Source organism: Methanomethylovorans sp., from assembly GCF_041447285.1.
In the GTDB taxonomy this organism is placed as follows: Archaea; Halobacteriota; Methanosarcinia; order Methanosarcinales; family Methanosarcinaceae; genus Methanomethylovorans.
On the sequence record NZ_JBGMEB010000020.1, the window covers coordinates 23027 to 40133 of the forward strand.

The 17107-nt window shown below is 40.5% G+C and carries 15 protein-coding genes and 1 pseudogene; 6 read left to right on the top strand and 10 right to left on the bottom strand.

Annotation, left to right across the window (positions count from 1 at the left end; translation table 11 throughout):
• Window positions 1-68: 68 nt before the first annotated feature.
• A complete protein-coding gene (locus tag ACC612_RS11915) occupies window positions 69-5183 on the bottom strand; it encodes a disaggregatase related repeat-containing protein (protein WP_371854774.1) in 5115 nt (1704 codons plus the stop codon).
• A 602-nt stretch (window positions 5184-5785) separates the two neighbouring features.
• Between ACC612_RS11915 and ACC612_RS11920 the strand changes: the two genes are divergently transcribed.
• Together ACC612_RS11920 and ACC612_RS11925 are read left to right on the top strand one after the other, a co-directional pair.
• Window positions 5786-6700 carry a bile acid:sodium symporter family protein gene (locus tag ACC612_RS11920; RefSeq protein WP_371854775.1) on the top strand — a complete coding sequence of 305 codons (915 nt, stop codon included), beginning with the start codon at window positions 5786-5788 and terminating at the stop codon, window positions 6698-6700.
• Window positions 6701-6738: 38 nt separating this feature from the next.
• A complete protein-coding gene (locus tag ACC612_RS11925) occupies window positions 6739-7431 on the top strand; it encodes an HAD family hydrolase (RefSeq protein WP_371854777.1) in 693 nt (230 codons plus the stop codon).
• Here the strand turns inward: ACC612_RS11925 and ACC612_RS11930 are convergent.
• From ACC612_RS11930 to ACC612_RS11945, 4 genes are all read right to left on the bottom strand, one after another.
• Window positions 7413-8507, bottom strand: a complete 1095-nt coding sequence (locus tag ACC612_RS11930; protein WP_371854778.1) for an NADH:flavin oxidoreductase — start codon at window positions 8505-8507, stop codon at window positions 7413-7415. The genes ACC612_RS11925 and ACC612_RS11930 overlap by 19 nt on opposite strands.
• 76 nt (window positions 8508-8583) lie before the next feature.
• Window positions 8584-9288: a cytochrome c biogenesis protein gene (locus ACC612_RS11935; protein WP_371854779.1), complete on the bottom strand. Its 705-nt coding sequence runs from the start codon at window positions 9286-9288 to the stop codon at window positions 8584-8586.
• An 82-nt stretch (window positions 9289-9370) separates the two neighbouring features.
• Window positions 9371-10045, bottom strand: a complete 675-nt coding sequence (locus tag ACC612_RS11940) for a heme exporter protein CcmB (RefSeq protein WP_371854780.1) — start codon at window positions 10043-10045, stop codon at window positions 9371-9373.
• A complete protein-coding gene (locus tag ACC612_RS11945; protein WP_371854781.1) occupies window positions 10042-10761 on the bottom strand; it encodes an ABC transporter ATP-binding protein in 720 nt (239 codons plus the stop codon). The genes ACC612_RS11940 and ACC612_RS11945 overlap by 4 nt, the downstream gene beginning before the upstream one ends.
• 639 nt (window positions 10762-11400) lie before the next feature.
• Between ACC612_RS11945 and ACC612_RS11950 the strand changes: the two genes are divergently transcribed.
• On the top strand, window positions 11401-12093 hold the full coding sequence (locus ACC612_RS11950) for a formylglycine-generating enzyme family protein (protein WP_371854782.1): 693 nt from the start codon (window positions 11401-11403) through the stop codon (window positions 12091-12093).
• Between the two features lie 45 nt (window positions 12094-12138).
• On the opposite strand, the gene ACC612_RS11955 is transcribed toward ACC612_RS11950, so the two are convergent.
• Window positions 12139-12789, bottom strand: coding sequence for a YggS family pyridoxal phosphate-dependent enzyme (locus ACC612_RS11955; RefSeq protein ID WP_371854783.1), 651 nt, complete (start codon window positions 12787-12789; stop codon window positions 12139-12141).
• A 115-nt stretch (window positions 12790-12904) separates the two neighbouring features.
• Window positions 12905-13294 carry a winged helix-turn-helix transcriptional regulator gene (locus ACC612_RS11960; protein WP_371854784.1) on the bottom strand — a complete coding sequence of 130 codons (390 nt, stop codon included), beginning with the start codon at window positions 13292-13294 and terminating at the stop codon, window positions 12905-12907.
• A 130-nt stretch (window positions 13295-13424) separates the two neighbouring features.
• Between ACC612_RS11960 and ACC612_RS11965 the strand changes: the two genes are divergently transcribed.
• The gene (locus ACC612_RS11965; RefSeq protein ID WP_371854785.1) at window positions 13425-13982 is read left to right on the top strand and encodes a flavodoxin family protein; all 558 of its coding nucleotides are present in this window, start codon (window positions 13425-13427) and stop codon (window positions 13980-13982) included.
• Window positions 13983-14078: 96 nt separating this feature from the next.
• Here the strand turns inward: ACC612_RS11965 and ACC612_RS11970 are convergent, their stop codons facing one another.
• The 3 genes and pseudogenes from ACC612_RS11970 to ACC612_RS11980 all read right to left on the bottom strand — a co-directional run.
• Window positions 14079-14504: a peptidylprolyl isomerase gene (locus tag ACC612_RS11970; protein ID WP_371854786.1), complete on the bottom strand. Its 426-nt coding sequence runs from the start codon at window positions 14502-14504 to the stop codon at window positions 14079-14081.
• A 91-nt stretch (window positions 14505-14595) separates the two neighbouring features.
• Window positions 14596-15237, bottom strand: coding sequence for an NAD(P)H-dependent oxidoreductase (locus tag ACC612_RS11975; protein WP_371854787.1), 642 nt, complete (start codon window positions 15235-15237; stop codon window positions 14596-14598).
• 122 nt (window positions 15238-15359) lie between these two features.
• Window positions 15360-16226 (bottom strand): annotated as a pseudogene (locus ACC612_RS11980) (APC family permease); the annotation flags it as partial.
• A 67-nt stretch (window positions 16227-16293) separates the two neighbouring features.
• On the opposite strand from ACC612_RS11980, the gene ACC612_RS11985 reads away from it, so the two are divergent.
• Both ACC612_RS11985 and ACC612_RS11990 read left to right on the top strand, forming a co-directional pair.
• Entirely contained in the window at window positions 16294-16638 is a 345-nt protein-coding gene (locus ACC612_RS11985) for a sensor histidine kinase (protein ID WP_371854846.1), read from the top strand.
• A 20-nt stretch (window positions 16639-16658) separates the two neighbouring features.
• Window positions 16659-17081: a response regulator gene (locus ACC612_RS11990; protein ID WP_371854788.1), complete on the top strand. Its 423-nt coding sequence runs from the start codon at window positions 16659-16661 to the stop codon at window positions 17079-17081.
• The last annotated feature ends 26 nt before the right edge of the window (window positions 17082-17107 follow it).

Here is a 17107-nt window from a genome sequence, read left to right on the forward strand (position 1 = left end):
GGTTAACGTGAATAAAAATAAGTAGAGCGAAAAACATTTTCGCTCACAACATGTGTTTCTGTTTTAAGTTAACATGTTACAGTTAGCTTTGGTCTCATTGCAGCATTTGGATAATCTGAACTGTAGAATGCAATGTAATTTCCACTTTCAGTGCGTGCCTTGATGAAGAAACCAGTATTTGTGTACTTACCACTTACATACTCCTGTACAAGCTGTGTAACATCAAATTCATAGTATTTGTTATCAGGCACTGTTTTGGCTGGGAAAGTAATAGATGTGTATGGTGTACTTCCCTGAGAAGTACCATTCTTATCATACCAGCTTCCTCCTTCTGTTGTCCAGGAATTCCAGGTAACAGAACTTGGGTTCCATGCAACTGGCCTGTAGATATCAACAATAGTATCAGTAGTACGTGTTGCACCTGCTGGATAGTACCAGTACAGAGAAAGTGTTGCCTTACTTATCGTATCTGTTGTTTTGTAGCTACTGAGATCGAACAGCATTACATCCCTGCATACGCTATCTGTACTCCTTCCAACGTCAATATATGTACTTGTGGAAAGAACAGTAGTCGGCAATGACTCACGCAACCTATTGTCATAAGTTGGAGTATAAGAAATTGTACCGGTTGTTTTACTTACAGCTACCTGTAACGTATCTGTTGACTTTTGTCCAGCAGTATCGGTTACTGTGAGAGTTACAGTATAGGTTCCTGCTGTGGTATATGCATGAGTAGTTGCGACTCCCGTCGTTTCAGAGGTTATACCATTTGAAGCATCGAAGTCCCATGAATACGTTGCTATGCCTTTATCATCTGTGCAAGCACTACCACTGAAACTGACAGCTGTACCTGTTGTTGCAGTTTTATCAGCACCGGCATTTGCAACCGGTGCATTGTCTACTGAAGCAGTGGTAATTGTTAACTTTGGTCTCATTGCAGCATTTGAATAATCTGAACTGTAGAATGCAATGTAATTTCCACTTTCAGTGCGTGCCTTGATGAAGAAACCAGTATTTGTGTACTTACCACATACATACTCCCGTACAAGTTGTGTTACATCAAATTCATAGTATTTGTTATCAGGCACTGTATTTGCCGAGAAAGTAAGATTAGCATATGGTGTACTTCCCTGAGCAACACCATTCTTATCATACCAGCTTCCTCCTGCTGTTGTCCAGGAATTCCAGGTAACAGAACTTGGATTCCATGCAACTGGCCTGTAGATCTCGACAATAGTGTCAGAAGTACGAGTTTCACCTGCAGGATGATACCAGTACAGAGAAAGCGTTGCCTTACTTATCGTATCTGTTGTTTTGTAGCTACTGAGATCAAACAACATTACATCTCTATACCTTGTGGAAAGTCCTCCCACATCAATAAATTCACTAGAGGAATACACACTACTTGGAGATGATTCACGTAGTCTATTGTCATAAGTAGGCGTGTAAGTACCGGAACCTGTACTGGGTGAAGTGCTACTACTTACAGCTACCTGTAACGTATCTGTTGACTTTTGTCCAGCAGTATCGGTTACTGTGAGAGTTACAGTATAGGTTCCTGCTGTGGTATATGCATGAGTAGTTGCGACTCCCGTCGCTTCAGAGGTTATACCATTTGAAGCATCGAAGTCCCATGAATACGTTGCTATGCCTTTATCATCTGTGCAAGCACTACCACTGAAACTGACAGCTGTACCTGTTGTTGCAGTTTTATCAGCACCGGCATTTGCAACCGGTGCATTGTCTACTGAAGCAGTGGTAATTGTTAACTTTGGTCTCATTGCAGCATTTGAATAATCTGAACTGTAGAATGCAATGTAATTTCCACTTTCAGTGCGTGCCTTGATGAAGAAACCAGTATTTGTGTACTTACCACATACATACTCCCGTACAAGTTGTGTTACATCAAATTCATAGTATTTGTTATCAGGCACTGTATTTGCCGAGAAAGTAAGATTAGCATATGGTGTACTTCCCTGAGCAACACCATTCTTATCATACCAGCTTCCTCCTGCTGTTGTCCAGGAATTCCAGGTAACAGAACTTGGATTCCATGCAACTGGCCTGTAGATCTCGACAATAGTGTCAGAAGTACGAGTTTCACCTGCAGGATGATACCAGTACAGAGAAAGCGTTGCCTTACTTATCGTATCTGTTGTTTTGTAGCTACTGAGATCAAACAACATTACATCTCTATACCTTGTGGAAAGTCCTCCCACATCAATAAATTCACTAGAGGAATACACACTACTTGGAGATGATTCACGTAGTCTATTGTCATAAGTAGGCGTGTAAGTACCGGAACCTGTACTGGGTGAAGTGCTACTACTTATTACCACCTGCAACGTATCTGTTGACTTTTGCCCTGCAGTATCGGTTACTGTAAGAGTTACAGTGTAGGTTCCTGCTGTTGTATATGTATGAGTAGTTTCAACTCCCGTCGCTTCAGAGGTTATACCATTTGAAGCATCGAAGTCCCATGAATACGTTGCTATGTCTTTATCATCTGTGCAAGCACTACCACTGAAACTGACAGCTGTACCTGTTGTTGCAGTTTTATCAGCACCGGCATTAGCAACCGGTGCATTATCTGTTGAGGTTGAACCTGAACCAGTGGTAACTGTTAATAGTGGTTTATGTGCGTCGTCCCCACAATCCGAACTATAGAATGCAATGTAGTTTCCACTTTCAGTACGTGCCTTGATGAAGAAACCAGTATTGGCATATTTACCACTTACATATTCCTGCACAAGTTGTGTGACATCAAACTCATAGTATTGGTTGTCAGGTAGTTTGCTGGCTGAGAAAGTAAGATTAGCATATGGTATACTTCCCTGAGCAACACCACTCCTATCATACCAGCTTCCTCCTGCTACTGTCCAGGAATTCCAGGTAACAGAATTTGGATTCCATGCAATTGGCCTATAGATCTCCACAGTGGTAGCAGAAGTACGTGTTTTACCTGCAGGATAATACCAGTAAAGCGACAATGTTGCCTTAGATATCGTGTCGGTGGTCTTATATCCACTCAGATCGAACAGCATAACGTCTCTGCATACGCTATCTGTACTCCTTCCAACGTCAATGTATGCACTTGTGGAAAGAACAGTAGTTGGCAGTGACTCACGCAACCTATTGTCATAGCAAGGTGTATATGAGATTGAGCCTGGACCCGATGGATTGCTACTGCTTACAACCACCTTTAATGTGTCTGTATCTTTCTGACCACTTGAATCAGTGACTGTCAGAGTCACAGTATAGGTTCCTGCAGTTGTATATGTATGGGTAGCTGTTTTACCTGAGGCCTCGGAAGTTATACCATTTGAGACATCAAAGTCCCATGAATACGTTGCTATGCCGTTGTCATCAGTAGATGAACTACCATCAAAGCTAACAGCTGATCCCGTAGTTGCTGTCTTATCCGCACCCGCATTTGCCACTGGCGGATCATCCGGATCAGCAACCACTACTATTAATGTATCTGTAGATTTCAGTCCATATATATCTGTGACAGTCAGTGTCACAGTGTAAGTTCCTGCAGTTGAATATTTGTACGTGGATGTTATTCCGGTGGTTTCAGATATGCCATTTGAAGAATCAAAGTCCCATGAATAATATGCTATACCCTTGTCATCGGAAGAAGAACTGCCATCGAAACTAACAGTTGAACCTGTGGAAACGGTCTTATCAGAGCCAGCCTTTGCAACTGGTGCTTTGTTAGATACAGTAGACGATGTGGAAGAACTTTTTGATGCCTGAGCAGTGTTACCATATCTTCCGATATTGATTCTTCCACCATTTGGAGAAGGTTCACTGCTGTAGCTAGACTTTGAATATCCTGCATCTATCAAGGGGCTGGTTACGCTATCCGTTACCCATTTCCCACTTGAATATCTACCTGCTTTGCTCTTTAGATGGTAATCACGGCTTGTAGAAGATGCAAATAACGGATCAAGGTATATATCGTCGCTATGACCAATATTTGCGCCAGTGTATGCGCCATTTGCATTATTATATAAACAATTATTGTACACAATAAATTCATGATGATCTGAATTATAGTTCCAAATACCAGTTTTCATGTTTTTAGCGCAGTTCAAGATAACATTGTTTCTCACAATAGTTGTGAAGTCTGCGCTCATCTTGTATGAATTTGGATATTGATAATACTTTACAGCAGCATGACCACCATTATCTATAACATTGTTTTCTATTATTGTATTATCGAATTGTCCTACTATGATTGCTGCATTGCTGTATCCTGTATTAGTACTATATTGTCCAACATTATACATTATATTATGATGTACATGGACATTCTTTCCACGTTTTACGTTATCTTTGTCTTCGCCATCTATCCAGATAGCAGCCCCATTAAGGGTATGGAATATATTGTTATATATTTCGATATTTTCAGATTTGTATCCACTGTTTTTATCGATTTCTATACCTGGACCTGTGGAGGAGCCACTAATTTCTGAATGTATAACATTATTATAGATCTTTGCTTCACCAGAACTTGATAACCTGAATGCACTGTTTGTTCTTGTATGAACATCATTGTTGGTTGCTACAACCCCATTCATTCCCAGAACGTACAGGGCATCATGTCCAAGCTTGTATACCGAATTATCTGAAAATACAATATTTGCTGAAGAAGTGTAAGAATAAGGGCTATTTCTTGCTTTCAGTCCGTCGCCTGTACTCCATTCCAGACGCATGTCTGTTACTGTTATTCCTTTACAGTCATCAAAATACATCAGATTATAGTATCCATCACCGCGGTCTACAGATTGCTGTTCACTGTTTCCATCGATCTCAAATCCAGTGATTGTAAAATTTTTATAGTCCCCACTTTTATTTCTTATTAATGGTACATCAACAGCCCATCCGGCATTTGCTACCAGCTTAATACAAGCACTCGAATCTCCGGTGAGAATTGTATTTGATCCCATCAGAATAGTGCCATCTATCCAGTATGTGTTTGGTCCTTTTAGATAGACGGTACCGCCACCAAGACCATCGATATACGTCAGTGCTTTATTGATCTCAATCTCGTCATTTGTTCCATCACAAATGTAAATACCATCAGTTGAGACGTTAGATGTGTATTTCCCAGTTGAATTTGTATCTACATATACGGTTGCTGCCGAGCAAATACTCGATGCAGCAATTGAAAACAAAAGAAAACAGATTGAAAAACATATAAGCATAGTTGGTATTTTTTTTGTAGACGTGTTATTTTTAGTATTAATTGTCGATAAACCATGTTTCTCTTTTGCAGATTGCCCAGTTAATAAAAAAAAGCAACATATGATATGCAACACGAGCAATATTATCTGATACGATTTAACTGCTCTAAAAAAGCTAAGCATCTGACATATTCCTTCCCCTGACTCACCAAACATTCTAAGACTCTCCCATTATTTAGTTCACTCAAATGTATAAAAATATACATATAGTTTATAATTGTATTAAATCTGAAATTAGTCTAGAAAGTTGGTAGCATTTAATACTTAATAAGTGTTTGGGAAAAGTATATCTCATAAAGCATAATTTATCTATAATTATATAGCATATATTTTACGGTTAATATATAATAACTGATTTTGAGTGCTACAATACTTCTATATTTTCATGAAGAGGAATGTTTTTTAAAACACAATGCATCTCTAGAATACTATTTAATTAGTGTTTTAAATAGAAAGAAACGGTTTATAGAATATAGTTAGACGGAGTCTATCACAAGTTAATTAAATATTTCATTAACATCTGAAGGTGTTTTATGTTACAAAAGTTCACTTCTTTATTTCCTTTATGGGCTATCATTCTTTCAGCTATTGCTCTTTTATCCCCTGATATCTTTCTGCCCTATAAAGATGCAATTCCTTTTCTGCTGGGGCTTGTGATGTTCGGAATGGGTATGACACTTGCCCTTGAAGATTTCTTGCTTGTTTTCAAAAGACCTAAAGCAGTTTTTATCGGAACTATACTACAGTATGCTTTGATGCCTTTCATAGGATATGCCATTTCAAGAATGTTTTCACTTTCACCTGAACTAACAGCAGGTGTAGTACTTTTAGGTTGTTGCCCGGGTGGTACTGCATCAAATGTTATATCTTATCTTGCGAAGGCAGATGTAGCACTTTCCATTGTGTTGACATCGTTTTCCACATTGATATCCTTTGTAATGACACCGTTACTTACATGGGCCTATATAGGCCAGACAATAGATGTAGACATGTACGGTATGCTGATCAGCATTCTACAGATAGTCATAGTTCCTGTTGCATTGGGAATTGCCATTAATACGGTTTTAAGTTCCCGTATAGAAAATATACGCCATCTGTTTCCAGTGATATCAGTACTTACTATTGTTTTCATAATATCGATCATCATGGCCTTAAACAGGGAAACGGTTATTTCTGCAGGATTTTTAGTAGTGATCGTAGTTGTATTGCACAATTTGCTTGGGCTTGCAAGTGGTTATGGATTTGCCAAACTTCTGGGCCTTAGTGAGATCGAGGCAAGGACTATTGGTATAGAAGTTGGGATGCAGAACTCAGGCCTTAGCGTTGCTCTTTCCATCAAATACTTCACAGCAACCGCTGCACTTCCAGGTGCTTTGTTCAGTATCTGGCACAACATTTCAGGCTCTTTTGCAGCATCCTTTTGGGCAAAAAAGAATATACCAAAGTGATGCCTTCATGTGTGCACATTTCAAAGTAGAGGGAGAATTTGTTAAAAACATTAATATTCGATATGGATGGCGTACTTGTAGATTCTATGCCATACCACGTTCAAGCCATGAAACGCATCTTTGACCAGTTGGGTGTACATATGGATCATAAGCTGATCTACGAGAGGGAAGGCGAAAAGACCGTTGATATTGTACGCCTCCTGCTGGAGAAAGAAAGTGCAAATGATGGAAGGTTCGATCTTGAAGAAATAGTCAAGAGATATATTGAAGAGTTCCAACTTTTAGTTGAATTACGCATATTTGATGGTATGTTTGAATGCCTGAACATTCTCAGGCATAGATATAAGCTTGCAGTTGTATCAGGTGCTGACAGGCCAATTGTACATAATATTCTAGAGAACTTATATCCGGGAATCTTCAGTGTGGTTGTCACAGGAGACGATATTGTTCACGGTAAACCGGCTCCTGACCCTTACCTGAAGGCAGTGGAGATGCTAGGTATGCAAAAAGATGAATGTATTGTAATAGAGAATGCTCCTGTGGGTGTACAGGCTGCAAAGGCTGCAGGTTTATGCTGTATAGCAGTCCCTACATACCTGAACCCTCAAGAGCTTCAACAGGCAGATCTTGTTGTTATGGATCATAACCTTTTAATTGACCTTCTTCTAAATCTGCATGAGGATAAGCCGGAAACTTGTATTAGAGAATGTACTCATCTTGAAAAGTTATAATTGCACTTGATACCACTTTCATCAGAGCAAAGATTACAAGATACGCATTTTGCAACTTCTGTTTCCATGTTTTTGAGTTTAATCACCAGGTCAGGTTCACATATTAGTGGCCTGCATAGGGAGATCATGTCAGTATAACTTTCCTTAAGCAGCGTTTCCATTACATGCTTCGACCTGATACCACCTACAAGGATCACAGGTACAGTGACTTTCTCTTTTATCTTTTTAGCATAGTCACGGTAATAGGCTTCTTTTTCTGGTAAATCAATATTCGTTCTGAATAACTCATCACCAGCCTCTGCGATCCCTCCGCTGACCTCTATGGCGCATACACCATTATCTGAGAGGATCTTTGCTATCTCTATACTTTCAGGCGCATCAAGAGTGCGCTTGTGAGATCTAGGTTTAAAACCGTCAGTAACATTCAGTTTGACAAGAATTGGATATTCGTGGCCTACCAGTTCCCGCGTGCGTGAGATTATGTCAAGGACCACCTGTGTCCTTTTTTCAGTGGAACCGCCCCATCTATCCTTTCGCCTGTTAGTATACGGAGATATAAAATTGCTGAGCAAAAAACCGTGTGCACAATGCAACTGTACACCATCAAATCCAGCTTCTTTTGCCCTTCTTGCAGCCTGCGCAAAGTTCTCTATAGTTTCAAGCACTTCCTTTTCCGTCATTTCTTCTGGCGTGATACCCTTTGTTGTATCAACAATCGCAGAAGGAGCCAGCATATATGGGTTTTGGGCAGTGATCATGGTCTGCCGTCCTCCGTGGGCTATTTGTATGACTATCTTGCTGCCATGTTGATGTACCCTTGCAACGATTTTCTTATAAGGTTCTATGAACCTGTCATCATAGATACCTTGTTGCAGATGATCACTTTTTCCCTTTGGGTTAACATAAGCATAGCCAGTTATGATAAGCCCCACTTCATTGCGGGCAAGTTCCTCGTATAAGTCCCCTATGCGTGAAGTAGGTGTTCCATCGGGTTCTGCCATCCATTCGTGTGTGGCAGATCTGACAAAACGATTAGGGATCTCAATTCCGGCTATATTGATGGGCTCGAAAAACATGGATTGTTGTTCCTCCCCTCAGCTTATAATCCTTTCTTTTTTAAGCCAGTTTTTATTTATCAAAAAAAATATGGGCTCAGTGACGTGATACCCTTAGAACATGGATATCTTCTTTAAGTGTCTCGATATTGGATTTGTAAAAGAACAATGTTAAGAACAGAGCAAGGAATGCCACGAAATTTACTAGCAGCGTTAGTTGCAATGAAGAACCCTCCAGTCCTCCTCCTGTACTGCCGTAAACTGCTTCCCCAAACATTAATGGATGCGCAGAACGCCACAGGCGGATAGAAAGAAAACTCAGGGGCACGGAGATGAAACCTACTATTCCAAATACTGCTGCAAGTCTCGCCTTTGATTCCGGCTCCTCTATAGCCTGACGTAGTAGCAGATACGTGGCATAAACAAGGAACAGTGCAAGAGATGTAGTAAGCCGGGGTTCCCATACCCAGTACCAACCCCAGGTAGCCCTAGCCCAGATAGAACCTGTGATTAGTACCAGCATAGCAAAAATTACCCCTATCTCTGCTGCGGACCTGGCATAAATATCCCATTTCACATCATGAGATCTAAGCTGCATGATACTTGCAGCAAAAACAATGAAGAAGGAAAAGTATGCAGTAATTGCTATGGGCATATGGAAATAAAATATTTTGAAACTGCTATCCAGTATCTCACCTGAACTTGATTTCATTGTAGGCAAGTAGAAAAAAACCATATACATTGATAGAAGCACAAGTGCAGTGGTTACAACGGCCAATATCCTTATTTTTTTATTTTCCATACTTTAGTCCCATTTTTGATCTTGTTTTCTATGATGGTCTATTATCAATATATTTTATTTAATTTCCCGTTATCTTTTTGCATCATCCTTCCAGCGTGTGGTCAAACAGCAGACGTGCCAGCGTAAAGAAAACAATATCATATACAGCCATCAGGCGCAGTTCGGTAATTATCTCAAATATTCCATCTCCTGCCAGTATCTTGCCAGTGGCCAGTACAGCAGGAATGAGGACTGGCACAAGCAGAGGAAGTAAAAGTACAGGGAGCAATATTTCCCGGGTACGGGTGTTAACAGTTAGAGCAGAAAGCAAGGTTCCAACTGCCGAAAAACCTGCTGTGCCGAGCAGTATTACTATTGCCATTACCGGGATGTCAGGGATAGTATAATTAAACAGCACCATGAAAACAGGTACTGTTGCTATTTCCACAATGAACATCAGGCACATGCTTGATATGGCCTTGCCGGTGTATATGGCTGCACTGTCTACAGGGCATAGCCGTAATCCTTCCAGGCAACCATTCTCAGTCTCTGAGGCAAATGTCCTGGTGATGCCTAGCATTCCGGCAAATATGAAGGCTATCCAAAGTAAGCCTGGAGCCAGGCGATCAATGACTGAAGAATCGCTAAGCATATCACTGAGGGATAAGCTGAAGATTACCATAACTACAATAGAAAATACGAGCATGGAGTTAAGCACCTGTTTTGTGCGCAGTTCAGTACGCAGGTCCTTTGCTGAAATATAGAGACTGCGTATCATGCTCCTCCATCAAATATCGTGGTATAGATATTCTTGAGTTCTTCTGCAGAACTTATGTCCTTTTGCCTTATATCTGAAGATATCTTTCCATCACAAAGTATGATTATCCTGTCACATATACAAAAAGCCCTGTCTATATCATGTGTAACCATCAGCACTGTGGCTTTTTTGCTATTTTCGAGAAGCAGTCTCTCTAGATCACAGGCTGATTGCAGATCCAGGCCAGTATATGGCTCATCCATTAAAATTATTTCAGGATCATGAATGAGAGAACGTGCGATAGACAGACGTTGCTTCATACCTCTGGAAAGTGTGCTTACACGGTCCATACATCTGTGTTCAAGATGCATCTGCTCAAGAAGTAGTTGAATCCTTTGAGTTAGTTCGTCATCAGACAATCCATACATTTTTCCAAAAAAACGCAGGTTTTCTTCGACTGTCAGATCGTTATACAGATAACTCTCGTGTGAAATGGCGCCGATCTTTTTTCGTATCTGTAATGCTGACCTGTTAAGCTCCATTCCACTTATTTCTACTGAGCCTGATGAGGGTCTTACAAGAGTTTCAAGTATCTTGAGTAGCGTCGTTTTACCTGCACCGTTAGGGCCCAGAATTATTACAAATTCTCCTTGTTCTATATTCAGGTTAATATCCTGTAGTGCAACATGTCCTGCGAACTTTTTGTTAAGCTCCTTTATGGAAATGATGCTACCCATGAAATACTAAATGACATGAGGCTTAGATTAACATTTTGCCATGAAATGTATATCCTGTGGAGAAGGTATTACAGTAATGCAATGTGCTCTTAGCTTCTTATTGATTTGTAGATAGTTGAAAACTACTTCATCATAATGAGCATCTTCATGTTTTACATCAGGACTATATTTAAATAGTTGAATGAATTAGTTTAAGCCGGTACAAGCAGTACCCTTGGTGATATGAATGAAAAATATTCTGAAAAATGAAGATGCTAATGTCGATTTAGTCGATATTTTACTTCCATTTATTCTAATGTCTATAATTGGTATGATCGTGTTTTTGCTGCAAGCATAATCATCCACACTCTTATTTTTTACACAAGCTCTGCAGTAGGTTTTCTTATAGGATTGCTTTTTGCGGATGTGGGGGATGTACTGAGACCTATCTAATTTTTAAAAATGAGGCATAGTCACATACAAGAGACCGCTTCTTGTAGAGTACTTTCATAAATGCAAAGACTAAATACAATCCAGTTCGTCACTAATATAGGAAATGCTTCTTAAACCAACGAGGGGTGATAAAATATTAGATAATGTTGGTATAAAACGTAAAAAAATGAGCATATTGGAAATGAGCAAGAAGAAGCTGATAATAAAATGCATGCTGCATCTATAAAGAATTCCATAGGTATGGAGTTCGTGCTTATCCCTGCCGGGGAGCTTAGGATGGATTCTAATAAGTATAGCTATGCAACACCCGTTGACATAGTGATCATCCAAAAACCATTCTATCTTGGAAAATATTTAGTGACCCAGAAAGAATGGAAATCGGTGATGGGCAACGATCCCTCATGTTTTGAAGGAGATGACAGACCTGTTGAATGCGTTTCCTGGAATGATGTACAGGAGTTTATCACAAAGCTAAATACGAAGGAAGGCACTGATAAGTACCGTCTGCCCACCGAAGCAGAGTGGGAATATGCTTGCAGAGCGGGCACGACCACGAGATATTCTTTTGGAGACGCCGATTCAAAATTGGGGAAATATGCATGGTATTATGGTAACTCCGAGCATGAGACTCATCCGGTAGGTCAGAAGAAACCGAATCTATGGGGATTGTATGATATGCATGGTAATGTGTGGGAATGGTGTCAGAACAGATCTTATGGAAATTCTGAGGATGATCTGGCTTATGCTAATACCTGGGAAGATGTTGCTGTTTCCAGCCCGGCTCTACGTGGTGGTGGCTGGGTTAACTATCCAAAGAAATGTCGATCAGCCTATCGTATAACCTTTCACCCGAACTATGGCCACTACTCGCTTGGCTTCCGCCTCTGCAGGTCATTGTAAGTATTATTAGTATCATTATTGAGGCAATAATAATATGAGATCATTTCAATACTTTCTATCCCCGAATATCGAAGAACCAATACGCACCATAGTGGCTCCTTCTTCTATAGCAACTTTATAGTCACCTGACATGCCCATTGACAGCTCCCTTATAGCAATATTTTCCTGGTTTTTCTGCTGCAACTCATCAAAAAGGGCTTTCATCCTTCTGAAATATGATCTTGTTTCTTCTGGAGATTCAAAGGGAGGTATACACATCAGACCCCTAACATGGACATTTTTCAGTGCAGGAACCTCAGTAAGTACCTGTGCTATCGAGTTCTCTGCAAAGCCGAATTTCTGAGACTCATTGCCTATGTTCACCTGAAGAAAGACCTTCTGTATCTTATTTACGGCTCTGGCTTTCTTATCAATATCCTGTATCAGCTTCAGGGAATCGACTGACTGTATCACATCAAAGAGCTGAATAGCTTTTTTAACCTTATTTGACTGCAAATGTCCTATAAGGTGCTTTTCACAAGGCAACAGATCATCACGTTTTTCTTCATATTCCTGAACCTTGTTCTCCCCAATGATGGTGGCTCCTGCCTTTATGGCCTCATTTATCTTCTGAACATCTACTGTCTTAGTGACACAAACCAATTTTGTGTTACCCAGTTCCTTGAGTATTGCCTTTACATTCTCTTCGACTGTCATCATATTCCCGGAATCTTTTCATTTAATCAGTGTAACCGTGGCAATATAAACTAAATACAAGGGTTTGATATAAAAAATTCGTTCGGTTCATTTCTTATAGAAGCAGAAACTGTCACTAATCACAGTTTGTGCAGCTTATTTCTTCCACTTGCATGGTTACAATGCATTTCTTTCCGAGATATCCGGTTCCCCAATCTAGTAAAGTTTTCAATACTGGAAGAACAGTTCTTCCAAAATCTGTAATTGTGTATTCGACTTTTGGAGGAATCTCAGGATACACTTTTCTTGATATCAGTCCATCGTCTTCAAGCTCACGCAATTGTTTTGTAAGCATCTTTGGGGACACATCAGGAATAAGCTGCTGAATTTTGTTATAACGTAAAGTGTTATTTGCCAGTAGGCAAAGTATCATTGGTTTCCACTTGCCGCCTATTACATCCAAAGTTGCCTCAATGGGACAACAACAGTGATTATTATTGTTTTTTCCACATTCTGTGATTTGCATTGTACCATACCAGTAAGTTACTATCCTAAATGATTGTATGGTATATAAATATAGTAAGCATAATAGAACTAAAGAATACCCGATGGGTCATTCTTCTGAATCCAAGGAAATGATTATGGAGGACTAGCAAATGAAAACTATAGGTATTATTGGAAGCCCCAGAATTAACGGGAACACTGCCACACTTGTAAAACAGACCCTTGAGTCTGCAGCAGAAGCCGGAGCTGAAACAGAATTATTCTACCTCAATGAACTGGAGTTCAAAGGCTGCCAGGGATGCGGGTACTGTAAGATCCACGATAAATGCAAACTGCAAGATGACCTTACCAAAGTATTGAATGAAATGGTAAAAGCTGATTCAATCGTCATGGGTTCCCCGATATATTTCAGCCAGTTTACAGGGCAGATGCGCTTATTCCTTGACAGGTGCTATTCTCTTATCAATCCGGATTTCTCTCCCCGTGTAGCTCCTGGAAAAAAAGCCGTGCTTGTAGGCTCTCACGGAGCACCTGTAGCTGCTATGTATGCCCCTGTATTTGAGGAATTTGCCGGAAACCTCAAGAATTTCATGGGTGTCGAGACCATTGATACGATCATAGCCGCAGGATACAGCGAACCCGGTTCTGTAAAAAGCAATGCTGAACTAATGAGTAGAGCAAAAGCGGCGGGTTTGAAGCTGGCAGAGTGAATAAATATTCAAAAAAGGAGCTATAAAAAGCTCCTCTTCACCAGCTTTTTGTTTTTGTATTTTGAAATCTCTTGGCTTGACAAGTTAAAATAAACTTTATGCTTCAATGACCTTAATGCTGAATGTCAGAGCCTGACCGGCAAGCGGGTGGTTGATATCAAGTGTTATTGTCTCGTCCGTTACTTCAGTAACCATTGCAGGCATTTGTTGACCATCCTCCGTACCTAGTGTCAGGATCATTCCAATCTCAACCTCCACATCAGACTGAAGGATTGATCTTGGGAATGATTGTGTAAGGTCCGGATTTATTTCGCCGTAGGCTTCGCAAGCTTCTATTCTGAAGGTTTTCTCTTCCCCTATTTCCATGCCCCTTACTGCATCTTCAAAACCTGGTATGACCTGACCTGCTCCAACAGTGAATTCAAGTAGTTGATCATGATCTGCAGAACTATCAAAAACAGTGCCGTCATCCAGTGTGCCGGTATAATCTATCTTAATTGTATCTCCATCTTTTATTGGCAAAAATATCAACTCGGTTTATCAAAATAAGTAAAAACTCATTTTTGTGCAAAGAGGAATTGACATTACTTAGGCTTTTTGGTGAAGATAAATGTTATAGTCCTTTCAATAATTCTGCGTATTTCTCCAAACGCTGCTTACCTGTTTCCTTTGACTGGCTGTTTGCAGCAAACATAATGTACGAAGGCAGGACCTCAAGTCCCGTATACTCAAATATGCAATGAGTGATGTACTTTAAGAGATCATTGATATCTCCGTGTGCCCCACCTTTGGAATACAGGCTTTCATCTGCACCTGTGGTAATGGTCATCATGACCTTTTTACCCTTTAACAAGCCCTTATCGTAGACACCCTGAGTAATGGGGTCAAATGCAAAACCTGCTGCAAAAATCCTGTCTAGCCACCCCTTCATAATGGCAGGCATGCCGGTGAAGTAGATTGGGAACTGGAATATCAGCAGGTCCGCCCACTTCACTTTTTCCATTTCTTCCATTATATCCGGTACAAATGTACCCGTCTTGCTTGCATTGATTTGTTCCGGAAACAGGTGTAAAATGTCTTTATTTTTCCTTTGCAAGAAATCACTGGCATCAAGCACAGGCTTGAACTTCATGGAATACAGATCACTAACCTTTATTTCATGACCTGCATTTTCCAGAGTCTCAAGAGCGGTTGTCTTCAGTGCTGCATTAAAAGATGCTGGTTCCTGGTGCGCATATATGTAGAGTATATTCATAAATCTCCCCAATTCTTTTATAGGGCTGTACTATTTGAAAATATCCTTTGCTTAAAGAAAGGGCAAATATCTAAAAAAGAAAAGATATTCCCTCAGCTGTGAGAGGGAACTTTCTGTGCAATTCAATGTGCAACTGATTGCATTTTTCTAGCTTCTAACTGGACTTCATGTTGTGAGTAGAACCACAACGGTATGTACAGGCTCAGCACAATAAAACCTACAATTGTTGAAGTCCAGCCTATCTCAAGGCTATTGAGATAGATTATCCCAATAAGGCACAGAGGCAGGTTGAAAAGTCCAAAGAGCAATGCAACGTTCTTCCAGCCAGATGGTGCCTTGAAAGGTCTGTCCAGACCAGCAAGCCTTGGGTTAGTCTTGGCCTTAACATATGCGAACAGGCTAATACCGTTAGCACAGACATATCCTATGGCAGATGCTGCAAGAATGGCAGTAGGTGTTCCAAAAGATATGAGTGCCAGGTTGAAGAGAGCAATAACTATCATAGCAAAGACAGGAGTTCCATTTGCATTGATCTTACTAAATACGTGTGGAAGATTACCCTCGATTGCCATGGAGTGCATAGCTCTTGCAGATCCAAGAAAAGCTGTCTGGATGATCAAAATCATTGCTGCCACAAGCATGATAATGGATATGTATGCTCCTATTGGCCCCATTGCAGCTTGTGCCAGTGGCAACATGGGTGAAATAGGCTGCGCGAGAATTCCTTCAATGCCCAATGTTCCGGTAACTGCTGCCTGGACAAGAATGAAAGTGAACAGGCAGACGAAACCACAGCTAAACAGAGCCTTTGGAACATCAGAGTGTGGTTTCTTGTATTCAGGGCCATAGATAGCTGCTGTTTCCCAGGCGCATGCGCTCCACTGTGCCATGGCAAAAATACCCAGCAGGATCAATATGTGTGAGAGATCCCAGGCCCAGTCCGTGGGGAGCCATGAACCAGTGATGTTGGATAGTACAAAGTCAGAAGATATGGAGAGCATTGATTTTTCAGACTACATCATAAAACTTGTCAACGACTTATCCAACTCTTACATGATGGATACCGGAGACATCAATATTCGCACACACATTGATGCTATTTTTCTGGATATGGATGTAGCCATACCTCTTGGTATGATCGTCAACGAGCTGGTTTCCAATTCTTTTAAACATGCTTTCCGATCAGGAGATAAAGGAGATATTCTCATAGACCTGAGCTATGATGGCGAAATGTTCACACTTGTAGTATGTGATAACGGTGCAGGGTTCCCTGAAGAAGTGAATTTCAGGGAAACGGAATCTTTGGGACTGCAGCTTGTGACTACATTAGTTGACCAGATAGATGGGACCATAGAACTCCAAAGAACTGAAGGTACCAGATTTATAATCACGTTCAAATGAATGAAAAAAGGTGAAAAATCGTGGATGAAATAAAGATATTGATCGTTGAGGACGAGAATATAATTGCTCTTAATATAAAGAAAAAACTAAAAAGTTTTGGTTATGCTGTGCCTGCCATTGTCTCTACAGGTGAAGAGGCCGTTAAAATGGCTGAGATCATTTCACCTGATCTTATCCTTATGGATATCATGCTCAAAGGAGATATGGATGGAGTGAAAGCTGCAGAAGAAATCAAAAAAAGGTTTTCTATCCCCGTTATCTATCTTACGGCTTACTCTGACGACAAGGTACTGGATAGGGCAAAGGTAACGGAACCTTATAGATACATCGTGAAGCCTTTTAAGGCTATAGATCTGCGTTCCAATATCGAGATGGCACTGTACAGGCATAGCATGCAGAAAAGTACGGATAATGAAAGAGCTTCATGCGAGGGGAGCACATAGTTTAATATCAGTTCTTATACCATGAC